We start from the raw sequence: 16,678 nt of genomic DNA, 5'->3' as shown, positions 1-16,678 counted from the left end.
ATGCCGTCGAAGGTGTCCGCGGAGCCCGAGCGGTTCTCGCTCGCGCGCGTCAGCTGGCGCGAGTGGACGGGGCTGGGGGCGGGCGTGGTGGCCACGCTCGCCCTGTTCCTGCCCTGGACGAACCTGGCGGCGACGAACCAGGTCGTCGACGAAGCCCTGCGTGAGCTGCCGTCGTCGGACGTCGCGCGGGACGCCTGGACCACCGGTTTCCTGGCGTGGTGCGGGCCGTTGCTGCTGCTGGCGGCCGGGCTGGCCGTGGCGGCGTTCGGCCAGTTCCGGAAGGTGCGGGTCGCCGGGCTGCCGCACCTGTGGCTGATCTTCGCCGTGGTGGCGCTGCTGCTGATGGTCCTCGGCTGGTTCGCGATGGGCTGGCAGTTCGACGAGGACACCCGCGGCCTGCTCGACGAAGGTGGGATCGGGCTGTACGCCGGCATCGGCCGGTACCTGGGGATGCTCGGCGCGCTGGCCTCCGTGGTGGCGGCCGTGCTGGACGTGCGCGCGTTGCGGCGCCGCTGAATCGGAGACGGTCACGGCGTTCGACGCCGACGTGGCGGTGGCCGGGCTCGGCACGATGGGCGCGATGGGCGCGTGGCAGCTCGCCCGCGCCGGGGGACGTCCTCGGTTCTCGCAGTTCGGCATCGGGCACGACCGGTCGGCCGCCGGTGGCGAGTCGCGGGGCTTCCGCACCGCCTACCTGGAGGGCCCCGAGTGTGCGTCCGCGAGTCCCACGTTCCTGCGCGCGAGTTCTGCGTTCCCGTGCGCGAGTTCTGCGTTCCTAGTCCTTGCCGCTGCCGCCGCTCGGGCTGGCTTGCAGTGAGATCAGCACGACCCGGTCGTCGCTGGAGATGGGGTTTCCGCCGTCCTTGTTGACGGTTCCCACGAGTGCGAACTGGCTGTCGATCTGGTCCAGGCCGCCGTACCGGCCGTAGGCCGTGCCGTTCTTGCCGTCCATCAGCGCCTTCGGCTTGCCGCCCACCGAGCCGTCCAGCGTGATGGGCAGTTCCTGCAGGTTGGCGCCCACCGAGGTGGCGACGACGACCGCCGTGCCGCTGTCCGCGCAGCCCGCCAGCGCCGGCTTCTCCGGCCACGTCCACGTCGGCACCGCGAGGGACGCGCCCGGCACGATCGGGTACAGCGCGTCCACGGAGGTGCCCCGATCGGTGATCCACATCCGGGAACCGTCCGTCGCCTTGCACAGGCCGCCGGGGGAGTGCACGCCGCTCGCGTACACCCGTGAACCCGGCGTCGGGTTGCCCTGGGCCGCATTGCCCGCCGTGTCGATGCGCAGCACCTTGCCGGCCAGCGAGTTCGGGTCGGCCGCCGCCGACGGGTTGCCCGCGTCGCCCGTCGCGACCAGCAGGGCGCCCTTGCCGTCGGTCATGATCGCGCCCCGGTTGCCGGTCGCGCCCTTCGGGATGCCCGTCAGCACCGCCTTCGGCTGCTGGCCGCGCGTGAAGCGGACGACGCGGTTGTCGGTGGCGGTGGTGAGGTAGGCGAACACCAGCTGGTCCTCGGCGAACGTCGGGGACAGCGCGAGCCCGGTCAGGCCGCCGTCGCCGGTCGCCTGCACGTCCAGCCGGATGACCTCGGCCGGTGCGTTGCCGCTGGAAACCTGCAGCACGCGGCCCGTCCGGCGCTCGGCCGCCAGCGCGCCCGGCGCGGCGCCGGTGTTCGGCAGCGCCGCGAGCGCGGACACCGTGTCCAGGCAGGTCGCGATCACCGACTGGTCGTAGTCCGTGCAGCCCTGCGGTGGCGGGATCGATGTCTGCGGCGAGCTGGGCCGCGCCTCGTCGTCACCGCCGTCGGCCTCGGGCAGCTCGGGCTGCGGACCGGCCGGGGCGGTCAGCTCCGGGGCCGGTTCGAACGTCTGGTTCGCGGCCCGGTCGTCGAACTGGGCGCAGCCGCTCAGCAGCAGCCCGCAGGCCGCCACCAGCCACCACCGCGCCTTCCCGGTCCCGACACGCACGCCTGCCAGCCTAGGTGCCGGTGGGTGAACGACGGGTAAGTACCGTGGTGATCATGCCCGTCACCGTTCTGGTCCCCGACGAAGACGGCCTGCGTGCGCTGGGTGAGGTGGCCGGGGTGCGGCCCGTCCGCTACAGCTGGCGCGAGCCGCTGCCGCCCGAGGCCGCTGACGCGGAGGTCCTCGTCCCCGGCGCCCACCGGCCCGAGGAACGCGACGCCGTGCTCGGCGCGCTGCCGAACCTGAGGCTGATCCAGCTGCTGTCGGCGGGCGCGGAGAACTGGATCGGCACCGTGCCGGACGGGGTGCTGCTGTCCACATGCCGCGGCGCGCACGGCGGCAGCACGGCCGAATGGGTGGTCGCGGTGCTGCTGTCGATCTACCGCGAGCTGCCCGGGTTCGCCGCCGACCAGGCCGCGCACCGCTGGAACCTGCACGCCACCGACACCCTGCAGGACAAGCGGGTGCTCGTCGTCGGCGCCGGTGACCTGGGGAAACAACTCCAGCGCCGCCTCACGGCGTTCGACGCGCGGGTCACCCTGGTCGGCGTGAGCGGGCTGGCGGGCGAGCACCCGGTGGACGAGCTGCCCGGGCTGCTGGGCGGGCACGACGTCGTCGCGCTGATGGTGCCGCTCACCTCGCGCACCCGCGGGATGGTGGACGCGAAGTTCCTCGCCGCGATGCCCGACGGCGCGATCCTCGTCAACGCCGCCCGCGGCCCGGTGGTCGACACGGACGCGCTGCTCGCCGAGCTCACCGCGGGACGGCTGCGCGCCGCACTGGACGTCACCGATCCCGAGCCGCTGCCCCCGGACCATCCACTGTGGACGGCGCCGAACGTGGTGCTGACCCCGCACGTCGCGGGCTCGGTGAGGGGCAGCAAGCGGCGCTCGTACGCGGTGGTCGCCGCGGAGATAGCCCGCTATGCCGGCGGGGAGCTGCCGCAGAACCTCGTGCACGGGGAGTACTAGACGATGATCCTCCGCCACGTGACGATCGACTGCGCCGAGCCGTACGGGCTGGCCCGGAAGAACCGCGTCCACTTCGACTGGATGCCGGACGAACGGTCCCGTGACGCGGAGGTCGCGCGCCTCCTCGGGCTCGGCGCGCGCGTGCACGAGGACCACCGGACACCCGACGGGCTCGGCTGGGTCACGCTGCTCGATCCCGAAGGAAACGAGTTCTGCATCGAGCGCAGCGCGGGCGAGCGCCAACCCGCCTGACAAACCCCGGGGCGTGTCAGCGCGGAGGCGGTCCGGTGTCAGGCCGGCGGGCGAACGTAGTCGCATCAAGCCGGACCGAACACAGGAGCGCACGATGCAGCACACCGCCACCACCACCCACCGCCCCGAGTTGCAGCAGGCCGTCCAGGCCCTCGTCGACGCCGGGTTCACCGCCGCCGAGCTGTGCGTGCACGACGAGCAGGGCGACTGGACGGGCCGCGCCGGGGTGCGCGAGCTGGGCTCGGCCGACGAGGCGCCGGTCAACGGGAGGGCCTGGGCGGGCAGCGTCATGAAGACCTTCACCGCGACCTTGGTGCTCCAGCTGGTCGCCGAGGGCCGGATCGAGCTGGACGGCCCGGTGGCCGGTCACCTGCCCGGGTTCGGGCTCGACGAGCGGATCACCGTGCGGATGCTGTTGCGGCACACCAGCGGCCTCTACAACTACACCGGTGAGCTCGACGCCGACGGCACGTTCGTGATGGGGCTCCCGTCGCAGGGCAAGGCGTGGGTGGACAACCGCTTCCACGCCTACCAGCCCGAGGAGCTGGTGCGGTTCGCGCTGTCGCGGCCGCCGCGGTTCGAGCCGGGCGAGGGCCAGAGCTACTCCAACACCAACTACACCGTCGCCCTGCTGCTGATCGAGGCGGTCACCGGCAACACCTACGCCGAGGAGGCCCAGCGGCGCATCCTCGGGCCGCTCGGGCTGGCGGACACCGTGGTGTCCGCGACCTCCCCGGACCTCCCCGGCCCGCACGCCCACGGCTACTACCGCTACGAGGACGGCGGCGAGTGGCACCTCGTCGACGTCAGCCGCCAGAACCCCACCATGCTGGCCGGCGCCGGTGACCTGATCTCGACCGCCGAGGACCTGAACACCTTCATCTCCGCGTTGCTCGGCGGCCGGCTCCTGCCCACCCCGCTGCTGACCGAGATGATCACGCCGCACGGCGAGCTCAACCTCGGCCTCGGCCTGTGGGTGCAGGACCTCGGCCCGGCGGGCACGATCGTGCACCACAACGGCGGCGCCCCGGGCGGCTACGGCGCCCTGATGATCAGCACGCCGGACGGCAGCCGGACCCTGACGGCGACGCTGACCACCGGCGAGGCCGACCCGGCAGAGGTGTTCCCCGCGGCGCTGGGCGCGCTCATCATGTCGGTGTTCGGCAGCTGAACACCGGAACCTGTCGCGCTTCCGACACGGATGGCCTACCCTGCGCGGGTGACCAGCCCTCAGGACGAGCCGAAGACCCAGAACCTGTTCACGGAGTCCGGGTACTACGAGGCCACGGACACCGGCGCCACCAGCTTGCTCTCCGACGTCGAGGACCGGCCGTCGCCGCCGGTCAACCGGTACCACGGCGGGATCGACTTCGGCCTGCTCGTGCTGCGGCTCGTGCTCGGGGCGATCGTGGGCGCGCACGGGCTGCAGAAGGTGTTCGGGCTGTTCAACGGCCCCGGCATCGACGGCACGGCGCGGATGCTGGAGTCGATGGGTTACACGGCCCAGCCGACGCTGCTCGCGTGGGTCACCGGGCTGAGCGAGCTGATCGGCGCCGTGCTGATCGTGCTGGGCCTGTTCACGCAGATCGGGGCGGCCGCGCTGCTCGGCGTCACCGCGAACATCGTGTACGTCCAGTGGAGCGGCGGGTTCTTCGAGCCGCGTGGCTTCGAGTTCGAGCTGCTGCTGGCGGCCGTGGCGTTCACCCTGCTGTTCACCGGATCCGGCCGGATCGCCCTGGACGTCAACACCCCGTGGCGCCGCCGCCCGGCGCCGTTCGGGGTGTTCTTCTTCCTGATCGCCGCGGCGGCGACGGTGGTGGTGATCGCGCTGGCCCGCTAGGAAGTGGGCGCTTCGCCGTGTCGGGCGCCGGTTCAAAGATCAAGAGATGTCCTCGCCGGACGGGCAGGCTCCGGGATGACCAAGGGGTGCCTCGTCTCGCCTTGGCGAGGTGGTCGCTGGGTGGTCATCCCGTCGCCTTCCGGTTTGGGTGTATCACCTTGAGCCAGGGCCGCAAGGTGGCGTAGCTCGGCCGCCGGCGGGCGGCCTGGGTTGCGGCCCTGGCTCAAGGTGATCGTTCCGGTGTCAGGCGACGGGATGACCACCCAGCTTCCTGGGTTCAACGAGGAAGGGCCCCGGCCTGGCGGCCGGGGCCCTTCCTCTGTCGGGCTTACTTGTCCGGGTTGCGGACCGCGCCCGTGTCGGCCGAGGTGGCCATCCGGGCGTAGGCGCGCAGTGCCGCGGTCACCGGGCGCTGGCGTTCCACCGGCTGCCACGGGCGCTCCGACGCCTCCATCTTCGCGCGGCGTTCGGCCAGCACCTCGGCGTCCACCAGCAGCTCCAGCTTGCGCTCGTGCACGTCGATCAGGATCTGGTCGCCGTTTTCCACCAGGCCGATCGTCCCGCCGGACGCGGCCTCCGGCGAGATGTGCCCCACCGAGATGCCCGACGAGCCACCGGAGAACCGGCCGTCGGTGATCAGGGCGCACTTCTTGCCCAGCCCGGCGCCCTTCAGGAACGCCGTCGGGTGCAGCATCTCCTGCATGCCCGGCCCGCCGGCCGGGCCCTCGTAGCGCACCACCAGCACCTCACCCGGCTGGATCTGCTTGCCCAGGATGACCGAAACGGCCTCCTCCTGGCTCTCGACCACCCGCGCCGGGCCCTGGAACCGCCACAGCTCCTCGTCGATACCGGCGGACTTGATCACCGCGCCGTTCTCGGCCAGGTTGCCGCGCAGCACCGCGAGCCCGCCGTCCTTGGTGTAGGCGTGCTCGATGTCGCGGATGCAGCCGTTCGCCGCGTCCGTGTCCAGCTCGGTCCACCGGTTGGACGTGGAGAACGCCTCCGTGGTGCGGACCCCGCCGGGCGCGGCGTGGAACAGCTCGATCGCTTCCTCCGACGGCGACCCGCCGCGGATGTCCCACGTGGACAGCCACTGCTCCAGGGAAGGGGAGTGCACAGCAGTGACATCCCGGTTGAGCAGCCCGGCCCGGTTCAGCTCGCCCAGGATCGCCGGGATGCCACCGGCCCGGTGCACGTCCTCCATGTGGTAGTCGGAGTTCGGCGCGACCTTCGACAGGCACGGCACGCGGCGGCCGATCTCGTCGATGTCGGAGATCGTGAAGTCGACCTCGCCCTCCTGCGCCGCGGCCAGGATGTGCAGCACCGTGTTGGTCGAGCCGCCCATCGCCATGTCCAGCGCCATCGCGTTCTCGAACGCCTTGCGGTTGGCGATCGAGCGCGGCAGCACGCTGTCGTCGTCCTCGCCGTACCAGCGCTTGCACAGCTCCATCACGGTGCGGCCGGCGTCCTCGAACAGCTTGCGGCGCGCGGCGTGCGTGGCCAGCGTCGAGCCGTTGCCCGGCAGCGACAGGCCCAGCGCCTCGGTCAGGCAGTTCATCGAGTTCGCGGTGAACATGCCCGAGCACGACCCGCACGTCGGGCACGCGGACCGCTCCACAATGGACAGGCCCTCCTCGTCGACAGCGGGGTTGGCCGAGGCGGAGATGCTGGTGATCAGGTCGGTCGGCGCGTGCGCGACACCGTCGACCACGACCGCCTTGCCGGCCTCCATCGGCCCGCCGGAGACGAACACCACCGGGATGTTCAGCCGCATCGCGGCGTTGAGCATGCCCGGCGTGATCTTGTCGCAGTTGGAGATGCAGACCAGCGCGTCGGCCTGGTGCGCGTTGACCATGTACTCGACGGAGTCGGCGATGATCTCGCGCGAGGGCAGCGAGTAGAGCATGCCGCTGTGCCCCATCGCGATGCCGTCGTCCACCGCGATCGTGTGGAACTCGCGCGCCACGCCACCGGCCTCGCGGATCGCCCCGGCCACGATGTCACCGAGGTCCTTGAGGTGTACGTGCCCGGGCACGAACTGGGTGTAGGAGTTGGCGATCGCGACGATCGGCTTGCCGAAGTCGCCGTCGGTCAGCCCGGTGGCCCGCCAGAGGGACCGGGCGCCCGCGGCGTTGCGGCCATGGGTGGTTGTTCGGGAACGCAGAGCAGGCATGTCCGCCAGATTACGCCCGGCCGCGCAGGTTTCGATCAACCGGCGGCGCATCCCACACCGAATTCGGCGCATCCCGCACCGGCCGGGGTGAAACCGCAGTTCAGCGCGGGTGTCCACGGAGTGAGAAGCGGCGTAACCGGGCGCAACGGCATCGGATACCCGGCCGAAATACGCGATTCCTAGCTTTCCGGCACCCGAGCGAAAGGATCGGATATGGGCCTCGCCGAAGTTCGCCCCCGCCACGGAACCGGCGGTAACACGCCGGTGATGCCGTGGAGACCGCCCGGCAAAGCGCGCTGCCTAGCGTCGCCGGGAATGAGCACCCAGTACCGGCGCGGCGAAGCGCGGGCCCACGACGTGCGCCGCCTGCGGGACATGATCCGCGCGGCCGTCCAGGGCGGCCGCTACCCCGGCGGGCAGCTGCCCGCCGAGGCCGCGCTGATGGCCGCCCACGGCGCCTCCCGCGCCACCGTCCGCGAGGCGCTGTCCCTGCTTCGCGCCGAGGGGCTCATCGAACGCACCCAGGGCATCGGCACGCACGCGGTCGTCCGGCCGGCCGACGAGAAGCTGGTCGAGGTCCACGGCGTCATCCGGCCGGACCAGCACAGCCTGCTCAACCGCCGGACCCGGCCCCGGCTGCTCGACCGCTCCGAGATCGCCGCGCCCGCGCTGGTCGCCGACCGGCTCGGCGTGCCGGCCGGAACCCCGTGCCTGCGCCTGGAGTACGTCGCGCTGCACCAGGAGGAGCCGATCTGGCTCGCCACCAACTACGCGCTCTTCCCCGAGGCCGCGCGGCTGCGGGACACCCCGTTCGTCACCGACTGGTACGCCCTCCTGGCCGACGCCGGAGTCGAGTTCGGACAGTCGGAGTTCACAATCGGCGCCGAGCCCGCCGACCCGTTCGTCGCCGCGGCGCTGGGCATCGCGCCCGGCGCGCCCGTCCTGGTCACCGAGCAGACCATCGCCGACCCCGCCGGGCGCCCGTTCGACCTGGCCTTCATCCACATCCGCGCCGACCGGTTCCGGTTCGTCTCGCGCGGCACCCGGCTCCACGGGAGGGAAGCATGATCCAGACCGTCACCGACGCGGCCGCCGCGCTGCGCGCGGGCACCACCACCTCCGTCGCGCTCACCGAAGCCGCGATCGCCGCCGCCGACCGGCACGACGCCGAGATCGGCACCTACCTGCACCGCCTCGACGACTACGCGCTGGAGCGGGCCGCGGCGGCCGACGCCGAGCTGGCGCGCGGCGCCGGCCGCGGCCCGCTGCACGGGATCCCGTTCGGCGTCAAGGACATCATCGCGATGGCCGAGGGCCCGACCACCGCGCAGAGCCTGGTCCTCGACCCGGCGTGGGGCGCGGGCCGGGACGCGCCCGTCGTCGCGCGCCTCAAGGCCGCCGGCGCGGTGATCACGGGCAAGACCTCGACGATGGAGTTCGCCTGCGGCATGCCGGACGACACCAAGCCGTTCCCGGTGCCGCGCAACCCGTGGAACCCGGACACCTGGCCGGGCGGGTCCAGCTCCGGCACCGGCAGCGGGATCGCGGCCGGGATGTTCCTGGCCGGGCTGGGCACCGACACCGCGGGCAGCATCCGCATCCCGGCGGCCTTCTGCGGGGTCACCGGCCTGATGCCGACGTTCGGCCGGGTGCCCAAGTCCGGGTGCGTGCCGCTGGGCTACAGCCTCGACCACATCGGACCGCTCGCCCGCTCGGCCCGGGACTGCGCGGCCGTGCTGGAGGTGCTCGCCGGGCTCGACACCAGCGACCCGGACTGCGTCGACGCGCCGTTCACCGCGCCCGACTTCGACGGCGACCTGACCGGGCTGCGGATCGGCGTGGTGCGCGAAGGGCATTTCCCGGACCACGCCGACCCGGCGCTGGCGCCGGCGTTCGACGCGGCGGTCGCGGTGCTCGCCGAGCAGGGCGCGACGGTCGTCGAGGTCACGCTGCCGTACTGGAGCGAGATGATCACCGCCGACCTGGTGACGATGGGCTGCGAAGCACTGGCCTACCACCGCAACGACCTGGGCGGCCGCTGGGACGACTACTACCCGGCCACCCGCGCGATGCTGGTGACCGGCGCGATGGCCTCCGGCGCGGACTACGTGCAGGCCCAGCGGGTGCGCCGGGTCGCGCAGGACGCACTGGCCCGGCTGTTCGAGACGGTCGACGTGATCGCCGCACCCACCGCCGCGGTCGGCGCGCCGGCCTTCGCGAGCCTCACCACGCCGGGCGGGGGAGTGGACGTCGGCGAGCTGTTCTCGCTGATCTTCACGCCCTACTGGGACAGCGTCGGCAACCCGGCGCTGGCCGTGCCGATGGGGTTCACCGCCGACGGGATGCCGTTGTCGCTGCAACTGGCCGGCCCCGCGTTCGGCGAGGCGGCGATCCTGCGTGCCGGCGACGCGTTCCAGCAGAGCACCGACTGGCACCTGCGCGTGCCGCGGCCGGCCGGCGTGGCCGCGGCCTGAGAGGGGAGACCATGGACGACCTGACGATGGTGCGCGGCCTGCTCGCCGCCGCCGGCCTCACCGCGACCGAGGCGGAACTCGCCGCCTACGTCCCGGCCTACACCGGGCAGCGCGCGTCGCTCGACGCCCTCTACGACGTGCCCGAAGCCCGCTACGCCGATCCCGCGTTGCGCTTCCGCGCCGGCGCCCGGACCGAGGACTGGGCCCGCTAGTCCGCCGCCTCGTCCGGAGTTTCCTCGCGGTCGTCGGTCAGGCCGCTCGGGTCCTTCATGCGGCCCTCGCTGACCAGGGAGATCACCGGCAGGTGCCGGGTGCGCACCGACGGCAGCGCGACCTCGCCGGCGGCGGTCAGCACGGCCCGCACCTTCGCCTTGTCATTGATCGCCAGGCCCTTGAGCGCCGACCACGGCATCTCTCGGTGGCCGAACACCGTCCGCACGCTCAGGCCGCGGGCCGAGGCGACGGTGCGGGTGCGCAGCACGTACACGAACAACGCGATCGGGATGACGTACATCAGCCACAGCCCCGGCACGTCGGCGAAGGCGGCGGGGATCATGCAGACCGCCAGGAACACGACGGCGAGCAGGGTGATCAGCGGGACCCGGAAGATCGCCTTCCGGCCCTCGTGCTCGGTTTCGGCCACGACACCATGGTGCCTTCCGCGGACTGGGACGCCTCCGCCGGGTGTTGCCCAGTATCCGGGATCACGATCCCGCAGAGTTGACACCATCTGTAGCGAACCGTTAACGTCAGCGCCGTGACACCGCAGATTGGCCTCGTACTTTTCCCGCGCGTCGACGCGTAGGGACCGATCGAGCCCGCCTGCGTCGACGCGCGACCCTCGTGCGACCTACCAAGGTCGGCGGGGGTTTTTTGTTGCCCACGCCGTGCCAGATTGCCAAACCCGACCACCTGACGAGAAGCCCGACGAGACCCACGAGGCAGAACTGATGACAAGCGCCACGTCGCGATCGGAAACGAAACCCGGAGCAACTCCGGCCGCCGCGTCGCCCGCCCAGCTCGGCAACCGCCCCAAGCCAGCCCCGCCCGCCGGCACGCCGGTCCGGGTGACCGGCGCGCAGTCGCTGGTGCGGTCGCTCGAGGCGATGGGCGTGGAGGTGGTCTTCGGCATTCCGGGTGGCACGATCCTGCCGGCGTACGACCCGCTTCTGGACTCGACGAAGGTGCGGCACGTCCTCGTCCGCCACGAGCAGGGCGCGGGGCACGCGGCCACCGGGTACGCGCAGGCGACCGGCAAGGTCGGGGTCTGCATGGCGACCTCCGGCCCCGGCGCCACCAACCTGGTCACCCCGCTGGCCGACGCGAACATGGACTCCGTCCCGGTCGTCGCGATCACCGGCCAGCAGACCCGGGCGCTGATCGGCACCGACGCCTTCCAGGAAGCCGACATCTGCGGCATCACGATGCCGGTCACCAAGCACAACTTCCTGGTCACCGACCCGATCGACATCCCGAGGGTGATCGCGGAGGCGTTCCACCTGGCCTCCACCGGCCGTCCCGGCCCGGTCCTGGTCGACATCCCCAAGGACGTCCTGCAGGAGACCACATCGTTCTCCTGGCCGCCGGAGATGCACCTGCCCGGCTACCGGCCGACGCTGCGCCCGCACGGCAAGCAGGTCCGCGAGGCCGCGCGGCTCATCGCGCAGGCCCGCCGCCCGGTCCTCTACGTCGGCGGTGGCGTGATCAAGGCGCAGGCCCACGAGCAGCTCAGGCAGCTGGCCGAGCTGACCGGCATCCCCGTGGTGACCACGCTGATGGCGCGCGGCGCGTTCCCCGACTCGCACCAGCAGCACCTGGGCATGCCCGGCATGCACGGCTCGGTCGCCGCCGCCGCCGCGATGCAGCGCGCCGACCTGCTGGTGGCGCTGGGCGCCCGCTTCGACGACCGGGTGACCGGTCAGCTGTCGTCGTTTGCGCCGGAGGCCAAGGTCGTCCACGCCGACATCGACCCGGCCGAGATCTCCAAGAACCGCAAGGCCGACGTGCCGATCGTGGGGGACTGCGCGGAGATCATCACCGAGCTGATCGAGGCGGTGAAGGCCGAGACCGACCGCATCGGCGAGCCGGACCTGGCCCCGTGGTGGACCCAGATCGACGCGTGGCGCCAGACCTTCCCGGCCGGTTACGAGTGGCCCTCCGACGGCACCCTGTCGCCGCAGTACGTCATCGAGCGCATCGGTCAGATCGTCGGCCCGGACGCCGTCTACGCCGCGGGCGTGGGCCAGCACCAGATGTGGGCCGCGCAGTTCATCAAGTACGAGCACCCGCGCACCTGGCTCAACTCCGGCGGCCTCGGCACCATGGGCTACGCGGTGCCCGCCGCGATGGGCGCCAAGTTCGGGGTGCCGGACAAGCAGGTGTGGGCCATCGACGGCGACGGCTGCTTCCAGATGACCAACCAGGAGCTGGCCACCTGCGCCATCGAGGGCGCGCCGATCAAGGTCGCCGTCATCAACAACGGCAACCTGGGCATGGTCCGCCAGTGGCAGAACCTCTTCTACGCCGAGCGGTACTCCAACACCGACCTCGGCACGCACAAGCACCGCATCCCGGACTTCACGCTGCTGGCCGAGGCGCTGGGCTGCGCCGGCCTGCGGTGCGAGACCAAGGACGAGGTCGACGACGTCATCCGCCGCGCGATGGAGATCAACGACCGGCCCGTGGTGATCGACTTCGTGGTCGGCAAGGACGCCCAGGTGTGGCCCATGGTGGCGGCTGGCACCGGCAACGACGAGATCATGGCCGCGCGCGGCATCCGCCCGCTGTTCGAAGACGACGAGGTTTCGCAGTGACCACGCATACGCTGTCCGTGTTGGTGGAGAATGTCCCCGGGGTGCTCGCCAGAGTCGCCGGGTTGTTCTCCCGCCGCGGTTTCAACATCGAGTCCCTCGCCGTCGGGCCCACGGAAAACCCCGAGGTGTCCCGGATGACGATCGTGGTCGCCGTTGAGGAGCTACCGCTCGAACAGGTGACCAAGCAGCTCAACAAGCTGGTCAACGTCATCAAGATCGTGGAGCTCGAGCCCGCCGTCTCCGTGCAGCGTGAACTGCTGCTCGTCAAGGTGCGGGCCGACGCCACCGTGCGCAGCCAGGTCCTCGAGACCGTCCAGCTGTTCCGTGCGAAGGTGGTCGACGTGTCGCCCGAGGCGCTCACCATCGAGGCCACCGGCACCGGTGACAAGCTCAGTGCCCTCCTGCGCATGCTGGAGCCGTATGGCGTGCGTGAGATCGTGCAGTCCGGCATGGTCGCGGTCGGCCGGGGTCCCCGGTCGATCACCGCCTCCGCGCCTCGCTAAATTTTAGAACCGAAAGGAATTCATCCCCCTCATGTCTGTCGAAATCTTCTACGACGACGACGCCGATCTCAGCATCATCCAGGGTCGCAAGGTCGCGGTGATCGGCTACGGCAGCCAGGGCCACGCGCACGCGCTGAGCCTGCGCGACTCCGGGGTCGATGTGCGCATCGGTCTTCCGGAGGGGTCGAAGTCGCGCGCGAAGGCCGAGGAGGAGGGCCTGCGGGTGCTCACCCCGGCGGAGGCGTCCGCCGAGGCCGACCTGATCATGATCCTCGCGCCGGACACCAAGCAGCGCTTCATCTACAGCGAGGACATCGAGCCGAACCTCAAGGACGGCGACGCCCTCTTCTTCGGCCACGGCTTCAACATCCGCTACGAGCTGATCAAGCCGCCGGCCAATGTGGACGTGGCGATGGTCGCGCCGAAGGGCCCGGGCCACCTGGTCCGCCGCCAGTTCGTCGACGGCAAGGGCGTGCCCGCCCTGATCGCGGTCGAGCAGGACGCCTCCGGCAACGCGCAGGCGCTGGCGCTGTCCTACGCCGCCGCCATCGGTGGCGCCCGCGCCGGCGTCATCAAGACCACCTTCAAGGAGGAGACCGAGACCGACCTGTTCGGTGAGCAGGCCGTCCTCTGCGGTGGTGCCTCCGCGCTGGTGCAGACCGGGTTCGAGGTGCTGACCGAGGCCGGTTACGCGCCCGAGATCGCCTACTTCGAGGTGCTGCACGAGCTCAAGCTCATCGTCGACCTCATGTACGAGGGTGGCATCGCCCGGATGCGTTACTCGATCTCCGACACCGCCGAGTACGGCGACCTCACCCGCGGCCCGCGTGTCATCACGCCCGCGGTGAAGGAGGAGATGAAGAAGATCCTGGGCGAGATCCAGGACGGCACCTTCGCCCGCGAGTGGGTCGGCGAGGACGAGACCGGCCGCGCCACCTTCCGCAAGCTGCAGGAGGCCGGCGAGCAGCACCCGATCGAGGAGACCGGGAAGAAGCTGCGCGGCCTCATGTCGTGGGTGGACCGGCCGATCACCGAGACCGCCTGAGTTCTCCGCGGGAGGGACCGCTCCGGGGTGCGCCCCCGGAGCGGTCCCTTTTTCCATCCGGAGTTACCGTGATCGCGTGGACGACAAGGTGCGGGTTCGCGAGGAACTGGATCTCACCGGCGCCCGGTGGCAGGCGACCGGCGGTGAGCTGGAGTTCGCGCACGTCGAGCACACCGACGGCCTCGTCTACACGGCGCTGCGCAAGGCGACGGACCCGGACGGCACGGTGCTGGTCTTCACACCGTCCGAATGGGACGCTTTCGTGGCCGGCGCCCGCGACGACGAGCTCCTCGACCTGGCGGGCCTGACCGCCGACTGACCGGCCGCCGTCAGAGCACGAGTTCGGCCAGTCGCCGCCAGCCGTCCAGGGGCAGGCCGGGTTCGCCGGTGATCACCTGCACGCACACGTGGTCCGCGCCCGCGTCGAGATGGGCCTTGACCCGGCCGGCGATCGCCTCCTCGCCGACGGCGATGACCGACTCGACCAGCCGGTCGCTGCCCGCGAGGTCGTCGTCGGTGAAGCCGAGGCGCTTGAGGTTGACCCGGTGGTGCTCGGTCCGTTCGAGGTAAAAGCCCACTTCCGCGCGGGCGATGTCCAGGCCGCGCGCCCGGTCCAGCACCACGCCCTGCTCCACCGCGAGGTAGGCGTCCGGCCCCATGATCTCCCGTGCCAGCGCGGTGTGCTCGGGTGGCACGAAGTACGGGTGGGCGCCGTCGGTGCGTTCGGCGGCCAGCCGTAGCATGCGCGGTCCCAGGGCGGCGAGCAGCTTGCGCGGCGGTGGCACGGGCTCGGGGCTGGTGAACTCCGCGGCGTCCATTTCGTCCAGGTACGCCCGGATGCTCTCGACGGGACGCGCGCCGCGCGCGTGCCCGCCCAGGCCCAGGGTGAACCGGCCGGGATGGGCCTCGGCCAGGGTGCGCGCCCCGCCCGCGACACCGGCCGGGCTGCGCCGGTCGAAGCGGGCGACGCCGGTGGCGACCGTGATGCGGGACGTCGCACCCAGCAGCAGTGCCGCCTGGGTGAGCGCCTCGCGGCCCGGGTACTCGCCGAACCACAGGCTGTCGAACCCGAGTTCCTCGATCTCGGCGGCGTGCTCGCGCACCTGGCCGATCGGCGCGGCGTCGAAGGAGAAGGTCCAGATGCCGACGCTCACGCGGCCACCCCCAGCAGCGCCGGCGCGAGCCGCCTCAGCTGGTCCACCTCGCCGGGCAGGTCCGTCCCGGTGGGGCGATCAGCACCTGATCGGCGCCCGCGTCCAGCTGTTCCCGCACCCGCCGCGCGATCGCCTCCTCGTCGCCCCAGGCGACGGCCGCGTCCAGCAGCCGGTCGGACACCTCGTCGTAGCCGGAGTCCCGCCACCCACGGGCATAGGCCTCGACCTGCAGGATCTGGCTCACCGTCGCCCGCGCCTTCGCGCGCGCCACCGCGGGATCGGTCTCCAGCAGCACCGACTGGTGCGGGATCAGCAGCTTGCCCGGCCCGAGGATCTCCCGCGCGAACGCCGTGTGCTGGACGGGCATCGCGAACGGGTGCGCGCCGTCGGCGGCGTCCCGGGCCAGCTCCAGCATCCGCGGCCCGATCGCCGCCAGTACCCGGGGGAACGGTTCGGCCGGCGGGTTCGCCGCCGCCTCTTCGTCCATCCGCGACAGGTAGTCCCGCATCCCGCGCAGCGGTTTCGCGAACGACTGCCCGAGGTTCGCGGCCTGGAAGGGGTGCCCGATCCCCAGGCCGAGCACGAACCGCCCGGGATGGGCCTCGGCCACGGTGCGCGCCGCGGCCTGCGCGGTCACCGCGGGCCGCGACCACACGTTCGCGATCCCCGTACCCACGGTGATCCGCCCGGTCGCGCCGAGGAAGACCGCGGACCGCGCGAACGCGTCCCGCCCGCCGACGGTCTCGCCCATCCACACCGAGGCGTAGCCGAGCGCGTCGAGCCGCGCCAGCTGCTCCCGTTCCACCTCGGCGGTCGCCGGGCGACCGCCGTAGAGCCAAACACCGACTGAAGTCATCGGAATTCTTTCGGAGGGGCCCTCCGGTTCACTCTACGGAGGCAGCCGCCGGTTTGTCACGCCTAAAGTGGATCGTGATGAACAGCACCCGTCCCCTCCGCGCCGACGCCCGCCGCAACTACGAGCGGCTGCTGGCGGAGGCGCACACGGCGTTCGCCGAGTCCGGCGTGGACGCCTCGCTGGAGGAGATCGCGCGCCGGGCCGGGGTCGGGATCGGCACGCTCTACCGGCACTTCCCGACCCGGGAGGCGCTGCTGGTCGCCCTGCTCGGCGAGCGGTTCGACGCGCAGGCCCGCACCGCCGAAGAACTCCTCGAAGACCGGGACCCGCTCGCCGCCCTGCGCACCTTCGCGCGGAGCCTGCTCGACGCCGCCACCACGTTCCGCGGCCTCGCCGACGCGACCGCCGACGCGCTCGACGACGAGACCTCCGACCTGCACGCCGCCTGTGCCGGGATGCGCGCGGCCGTCGCCCGGGTGGTCGCCCGCGCGCAGGAATCCGGTCAGCTGCGCGCGGACCTGAAGCCCGACGAGGTGTTGCTGATGGTGCACGCGGCGGGCTGGGCCGGTGAGCACGCCGGTGACCCGGACCGGCTTCTCGATCTCGTCTTCACCGGCTTGCGCTCCCGTTGAGA

The 16,678-nt window shown here is 71.9% G+C and carries 18 protein-coding genes; 13 read left to right on the top strand and 5 right to left on the bottom strand.

The features are described from left to right. Positions 1-516: a hypothetical protein gene (locus D0D28_RS23155; RefSeq protein ID WP_116112321.1), complete on the top strand. Its 516-nt coding sequence runs from the start codon at positions 1-3 to the stop codon at positions 514-516. Between the two features lie 259 nt (positions 517-775). Here D0D28_RS23155 and D0D28_RS23145 read toward each other — a convergent pair whose 3' ends face one another. Next, a complete protein-coding gene (locus D0D28_RS23145; protein ID WP_116112316.1) occupies positions 776-1,966 on the bottom strand; it encodes a PQQ-dependent sugar dehydrogenase in 1,191 nt (396 codons plus the stop codon). Between the two features lie 53 nt (positions 1,967-2,019). Here D0D28_RS23145 and D0D28_RS23140 point away from each other — a divergent pair, with 53 nt between their 5' ends. From D0D28_RS23140 to D0D28_RS23125, 4 genes are all read left to right on the top strand, one after another. Next, a complete protein-coding gene (locus tag D0D28_RS23140; protein ID WP_162831160.1) occupies positions 2,020-2,934 on the top strand; it encodes a 2-hydroxyacid dehydrogenase in 915 nt (304 codons plus the stop codon). 18 nt (positions 2,935-2,952) lie between these two features. Next, a complete protein-coding gene (locus D0D28_RS23135) occupies positions 2,953-3,186 on the top strand; it encodes a VOC family protein (protein WP_338024593.1) in 234 nt (77 codons plus the stop codon). 94 nt (positions 3,187-3,280) lie between these two features. After that, on the top strand, positions 3,281-4,357 hold the full coding sequence (locus tag D0D28_RS23130) for a serine hydrolase domain-containing protein (protein WP_116112311.1): 1,077 nt from the start codon (positions 3,281-3,283) through the stop codon (positions 4,355-4,357). Between the two features lie 48 nt (positions 4,358-4,405). Then, entirely contained in the window at positions 4,406-5,026 is a 621-nt protein-coding gene (locus D0D28_RS23125; protein ID WP_116112309.1) for a DoxX family protein, read from the top strand. A 328-nt stretch (positions 5,027-5,354) separates the two neighbouring features. Here D0D28_RS23125 and ilvD read toward each other — a convergent pair whose 3' ends face one another. Next, positions 5,355-7,199 (bottom strand): dihydroxy-acid dehydratase, encoded by a 1,845-nt coding sequence (gene ilvD, locus D0D28_RS23120; RefSeq protein WP_116112306.1) that lies wholly within the window; start codon positions 7,197-7,199, stop codon positions 5,355-5,357. A 315-nt stretch (positions 7,200-7,514) separates the two neighbouring features. On the opposite strand from ilvD, the gene D0D28_RS23115 reads away from it, so the two are divergent. The 3 genes from D0D28_RS23115 to D0D28_RS23105 are packed head-to-tail and all read left to right on the top strand — an operon-like array spanning position 7,515 to position 9,885. Then, on the top strand, positions 7,515-8,267 hold the full coding sequence (locus D0D28_RS23115; protein ID WP_240323318.1) for a GntR family transcriptional regulator: 753 nt from the start codon (positions 7,515-7,517) through the stop codon (positions 8,265-8,267). Continuing rightward, entirely contained in the window at positions 8,264-9,673 is a 1,410-nt protein-coding gene (locus D0D28_RS23110) for an amidase (protein WP_116112304.1), read from the top strand. The genes D0D28_RS23115 and D0D28_RS23110 overlap by 4 nt, the downstream gene beginning before the upstream one ends. An 11-nt stretch (positions 9,674-9,684) precedes the next feature. Then, positions 9,685-9,885: a hypothetical protein gene (locus D0D28_RS23105; RefSeq protein ID WP_094007406.1), complete on the top strand. Its 201-nt coding sequence runs from the start codon at positions 9,685-9,687 to the stop codon at positions 9,883-9,885. Here D0D28_RS23105 and D0D28_RS23100 read toward each other — a convergent pair. Continuing rightward, a complete protein-coding gene (locus D0D28_RS23100; RefSeq protein ID WP_116112302.1) occupies positions 9,882-10,316 on the bottom strand; it encodes a PH domain-containing protein in 435 nt (144 codons plus the stop codon). The two genes, D0D28_RS23105 and D0D28_RS23100, sit on opposite strands and share 4 nt — an antisense overlap. A gap of 307 nt (positions 10,317-10,623) precedes the next feature. Between D0D28_RS23100 and D0D28_RS23095 the strand changes: the two genes are divergently transcribed. The 4 genes from D0D28_RS23095 (at position 10,624) to D0D28_RS23080 (ending at position 14,353) form a co-directional block, all read left to right on the top strand. Further along, positions 10,624-12,486: an acetolactate synthase large subunit gene (locus D0D28_RS23095; protein ID WP_116112299.1), complete on the top strand. Its 1,863-nt coding sequence runs from the start codon at positions 10,624-10,626 to the stop codon at positions 12,484-12,486. After that, the gene (ilvN, locus tag D0D28_RS23090) at positions 12,483-12,989 is read left to right on the top strand and encodes an acetolactate synthase small subunit (protein ID WP_094007403.1); all 507 of its coding nucleotides are present in this window, start codon (positions 12,483-12,485) and stop codon (positions 12,987-12,989) included. Before D0D28_RS23095 ends, ilvN begins: the two co-directional genes overlap by 4 nt. 31 nt (positions 12,990-13,020) lie before the next feature. Continuing rightward, a complete protein-coding gene (ilvC, locus tag D0D28_RS23085) occupies positions 13,021-14,034 on the top strand; it encodes a ketol-acid reductoisomerase (protein WP_094007402.1) in 1,014 nt (337 codons plus the stop codon). 76 nt (positions 14,035-14,110) lie between these two features. Continuing rightward, positions 14,111-14,353 carry a DUF397 domain-containing protein gene (locus D0D28_RS23080; protein ID WP_116112296.1) on the top strand — a complete coding sequence of 81 codons (243 nt, stop codon included), beginning with the start codon at positions 14,111-14,113 and terminating at the stop codon, positions 14,351-14,353. Positions 14,354-14,363: 10 nt separating this feature from the next. Here the strand turns inward: D0D28_RS23080 and D0D28_RS23075 are convergent, their stop codons facing one another. Together D0D28_RS23075 and D0D28_RS23070 are read right to left on the bottom strand one after the other, a co-directional pair. Beyond that, positions 14,364-15,188: a TIGR03620 family F420-dependent LLM class oxidoreductase gene (locus D0D28_RS23075; protein ID WP_116112294.1), complete on the bottom strand. Its 825-nt coding sequence runs from the start codon at positions 15,186-15,188 to the stop codon at positions 14,364-14,366. A gap of 34 nt (positions 15,189-15,222) precedes the next feature. Continuing rightward, positions 15,223-16,044: a TIGR03620 family F420-dependent LLM class oxidoreductase gene (locus tag D0D28_RS23070; protein WP_162831159.1), complete on the bottom strand. Its 822-nt coding sequence runs from the start codon at positions 16,042-16,044 to the stop codon at positions 15,223-15,225. A 77-nt stretch (positions 16,045-16,121) separates the two neighbouring features. Here D0D28_RS23070 and D0D28_RS23065 point away from each other — a divergent pair, with 77 nt between their 5' ends. Then, the gene (locus D0D28_RS23065) at positions 16,122-16,676 is read left to right on the top strand and encodes a TetR/AcrR family transcriptional regulator (RefSeq protein ID WP_116112291.1); all 555 of its coding nucleotides are present in this window, start codon (positions 16,122-16,124) and stop codon (positions 16,674-16,676) included. Positions 16,677-16,678: the final 2 nt, after the last annotated feature.

This window comes from Amycolatopsis ruanii (genome assembly GCF_003385175.1).
Taxonomy (GTDB): domain Bacteria; phylum Actinomycetota; class Actinomycetes; order Mycobacteriales; family Pseudonocardiaceae; genus Amycolatopsis_E; species Amycolatopsis_E thermalba.
This window is presented reverse-complemented; position numbering and strand designations above follow the sequence as displayed.

What these genes read in the sequence shown, in the direction of transcription:
- D0D28_RS23140 (WP_162831160.1), top strand. Translation starts at nt 2,020, where the DNA reads ATGCCCGTCACCGTTCTGGTCCCCGACGAAGACGGCCTGCGTGCGCTG.
- D0D28_RS23105 (WP_094007406.1), top strand. Translation starts at nt 9,685, where the DNA reads ATGGACGACCTGACGATGGTGCGCGGCCTGCTCGCCGCCGCCGGCCTC.
- ilvC (WP_094007402.1), top strand. Translation starts at nt 13,021, where the DNA reads ATGTCTGTCGAAATCTTCTACGACGACGACGCCGATCTCAGCATCATC.
- D0D28_RS23065 (WP_116112291.1), top strand. Translation starts at nt 16,122, where the DNA reads ATGAACAGCACCCGTCCCCTCCGCGCCGACGCCCGCCGCAACTACGAG.
- ilvD (WP_116112306.1), bottom strand. Translation starts at nt 7,199, where the DNA reads ATGCCTGCTCTGCGTTCCCGAACAACCACCCATGGCCGCAACGCCGCG.
- D0D28_RS23070 (WP_162831159.1), bottom strand. Translation starts at nt 16,044, where the DNA reads ATGACTTCAGTCGGTGTTTGGCTCTACGGCGGTCGCCCGGCGACCGCC.
- D0D28_RS23155 (WP_116112321.1), top strand. Translation starts at nt 1, where the DNA reads ATGCCGTCGAAGGTGTCCGCGGAGCCCGAGCGGTTCTCGCTCGCGCGC.
- D0D28_RS23115 (WP_240323318.1), top strand. Translation starts at nt 7,515, where the DNA reads ATGAGCACCCAGTACCGGCGCGGCGAAGCGCGGGCCCACGACGTGCGC.
- D0D28_RS23110 (WP_116112304.1), top strand. Translation starts at nt 8,264, where the DNA reads ATGATCCAGACCGTCACCGACGCGGCCGCCGCGCTGCGCGCGGGCACC.
- D0D28_RS23095 (WP_116112299.1), top strand. Translation starts at nt 10,624, where the DNA reads ATGACAAGCGCCACGTCGCGATCGGAAACGAAACCCGGAGCAACTCCG.
- D0D28_RS23130 (WP_116112311.1), top strand. Translation starts at nt 3,281, where the DNA reads ATGCAGCACACCGCCACCACCACCCACCGCCCCGAGTTGCAGCAGGCC.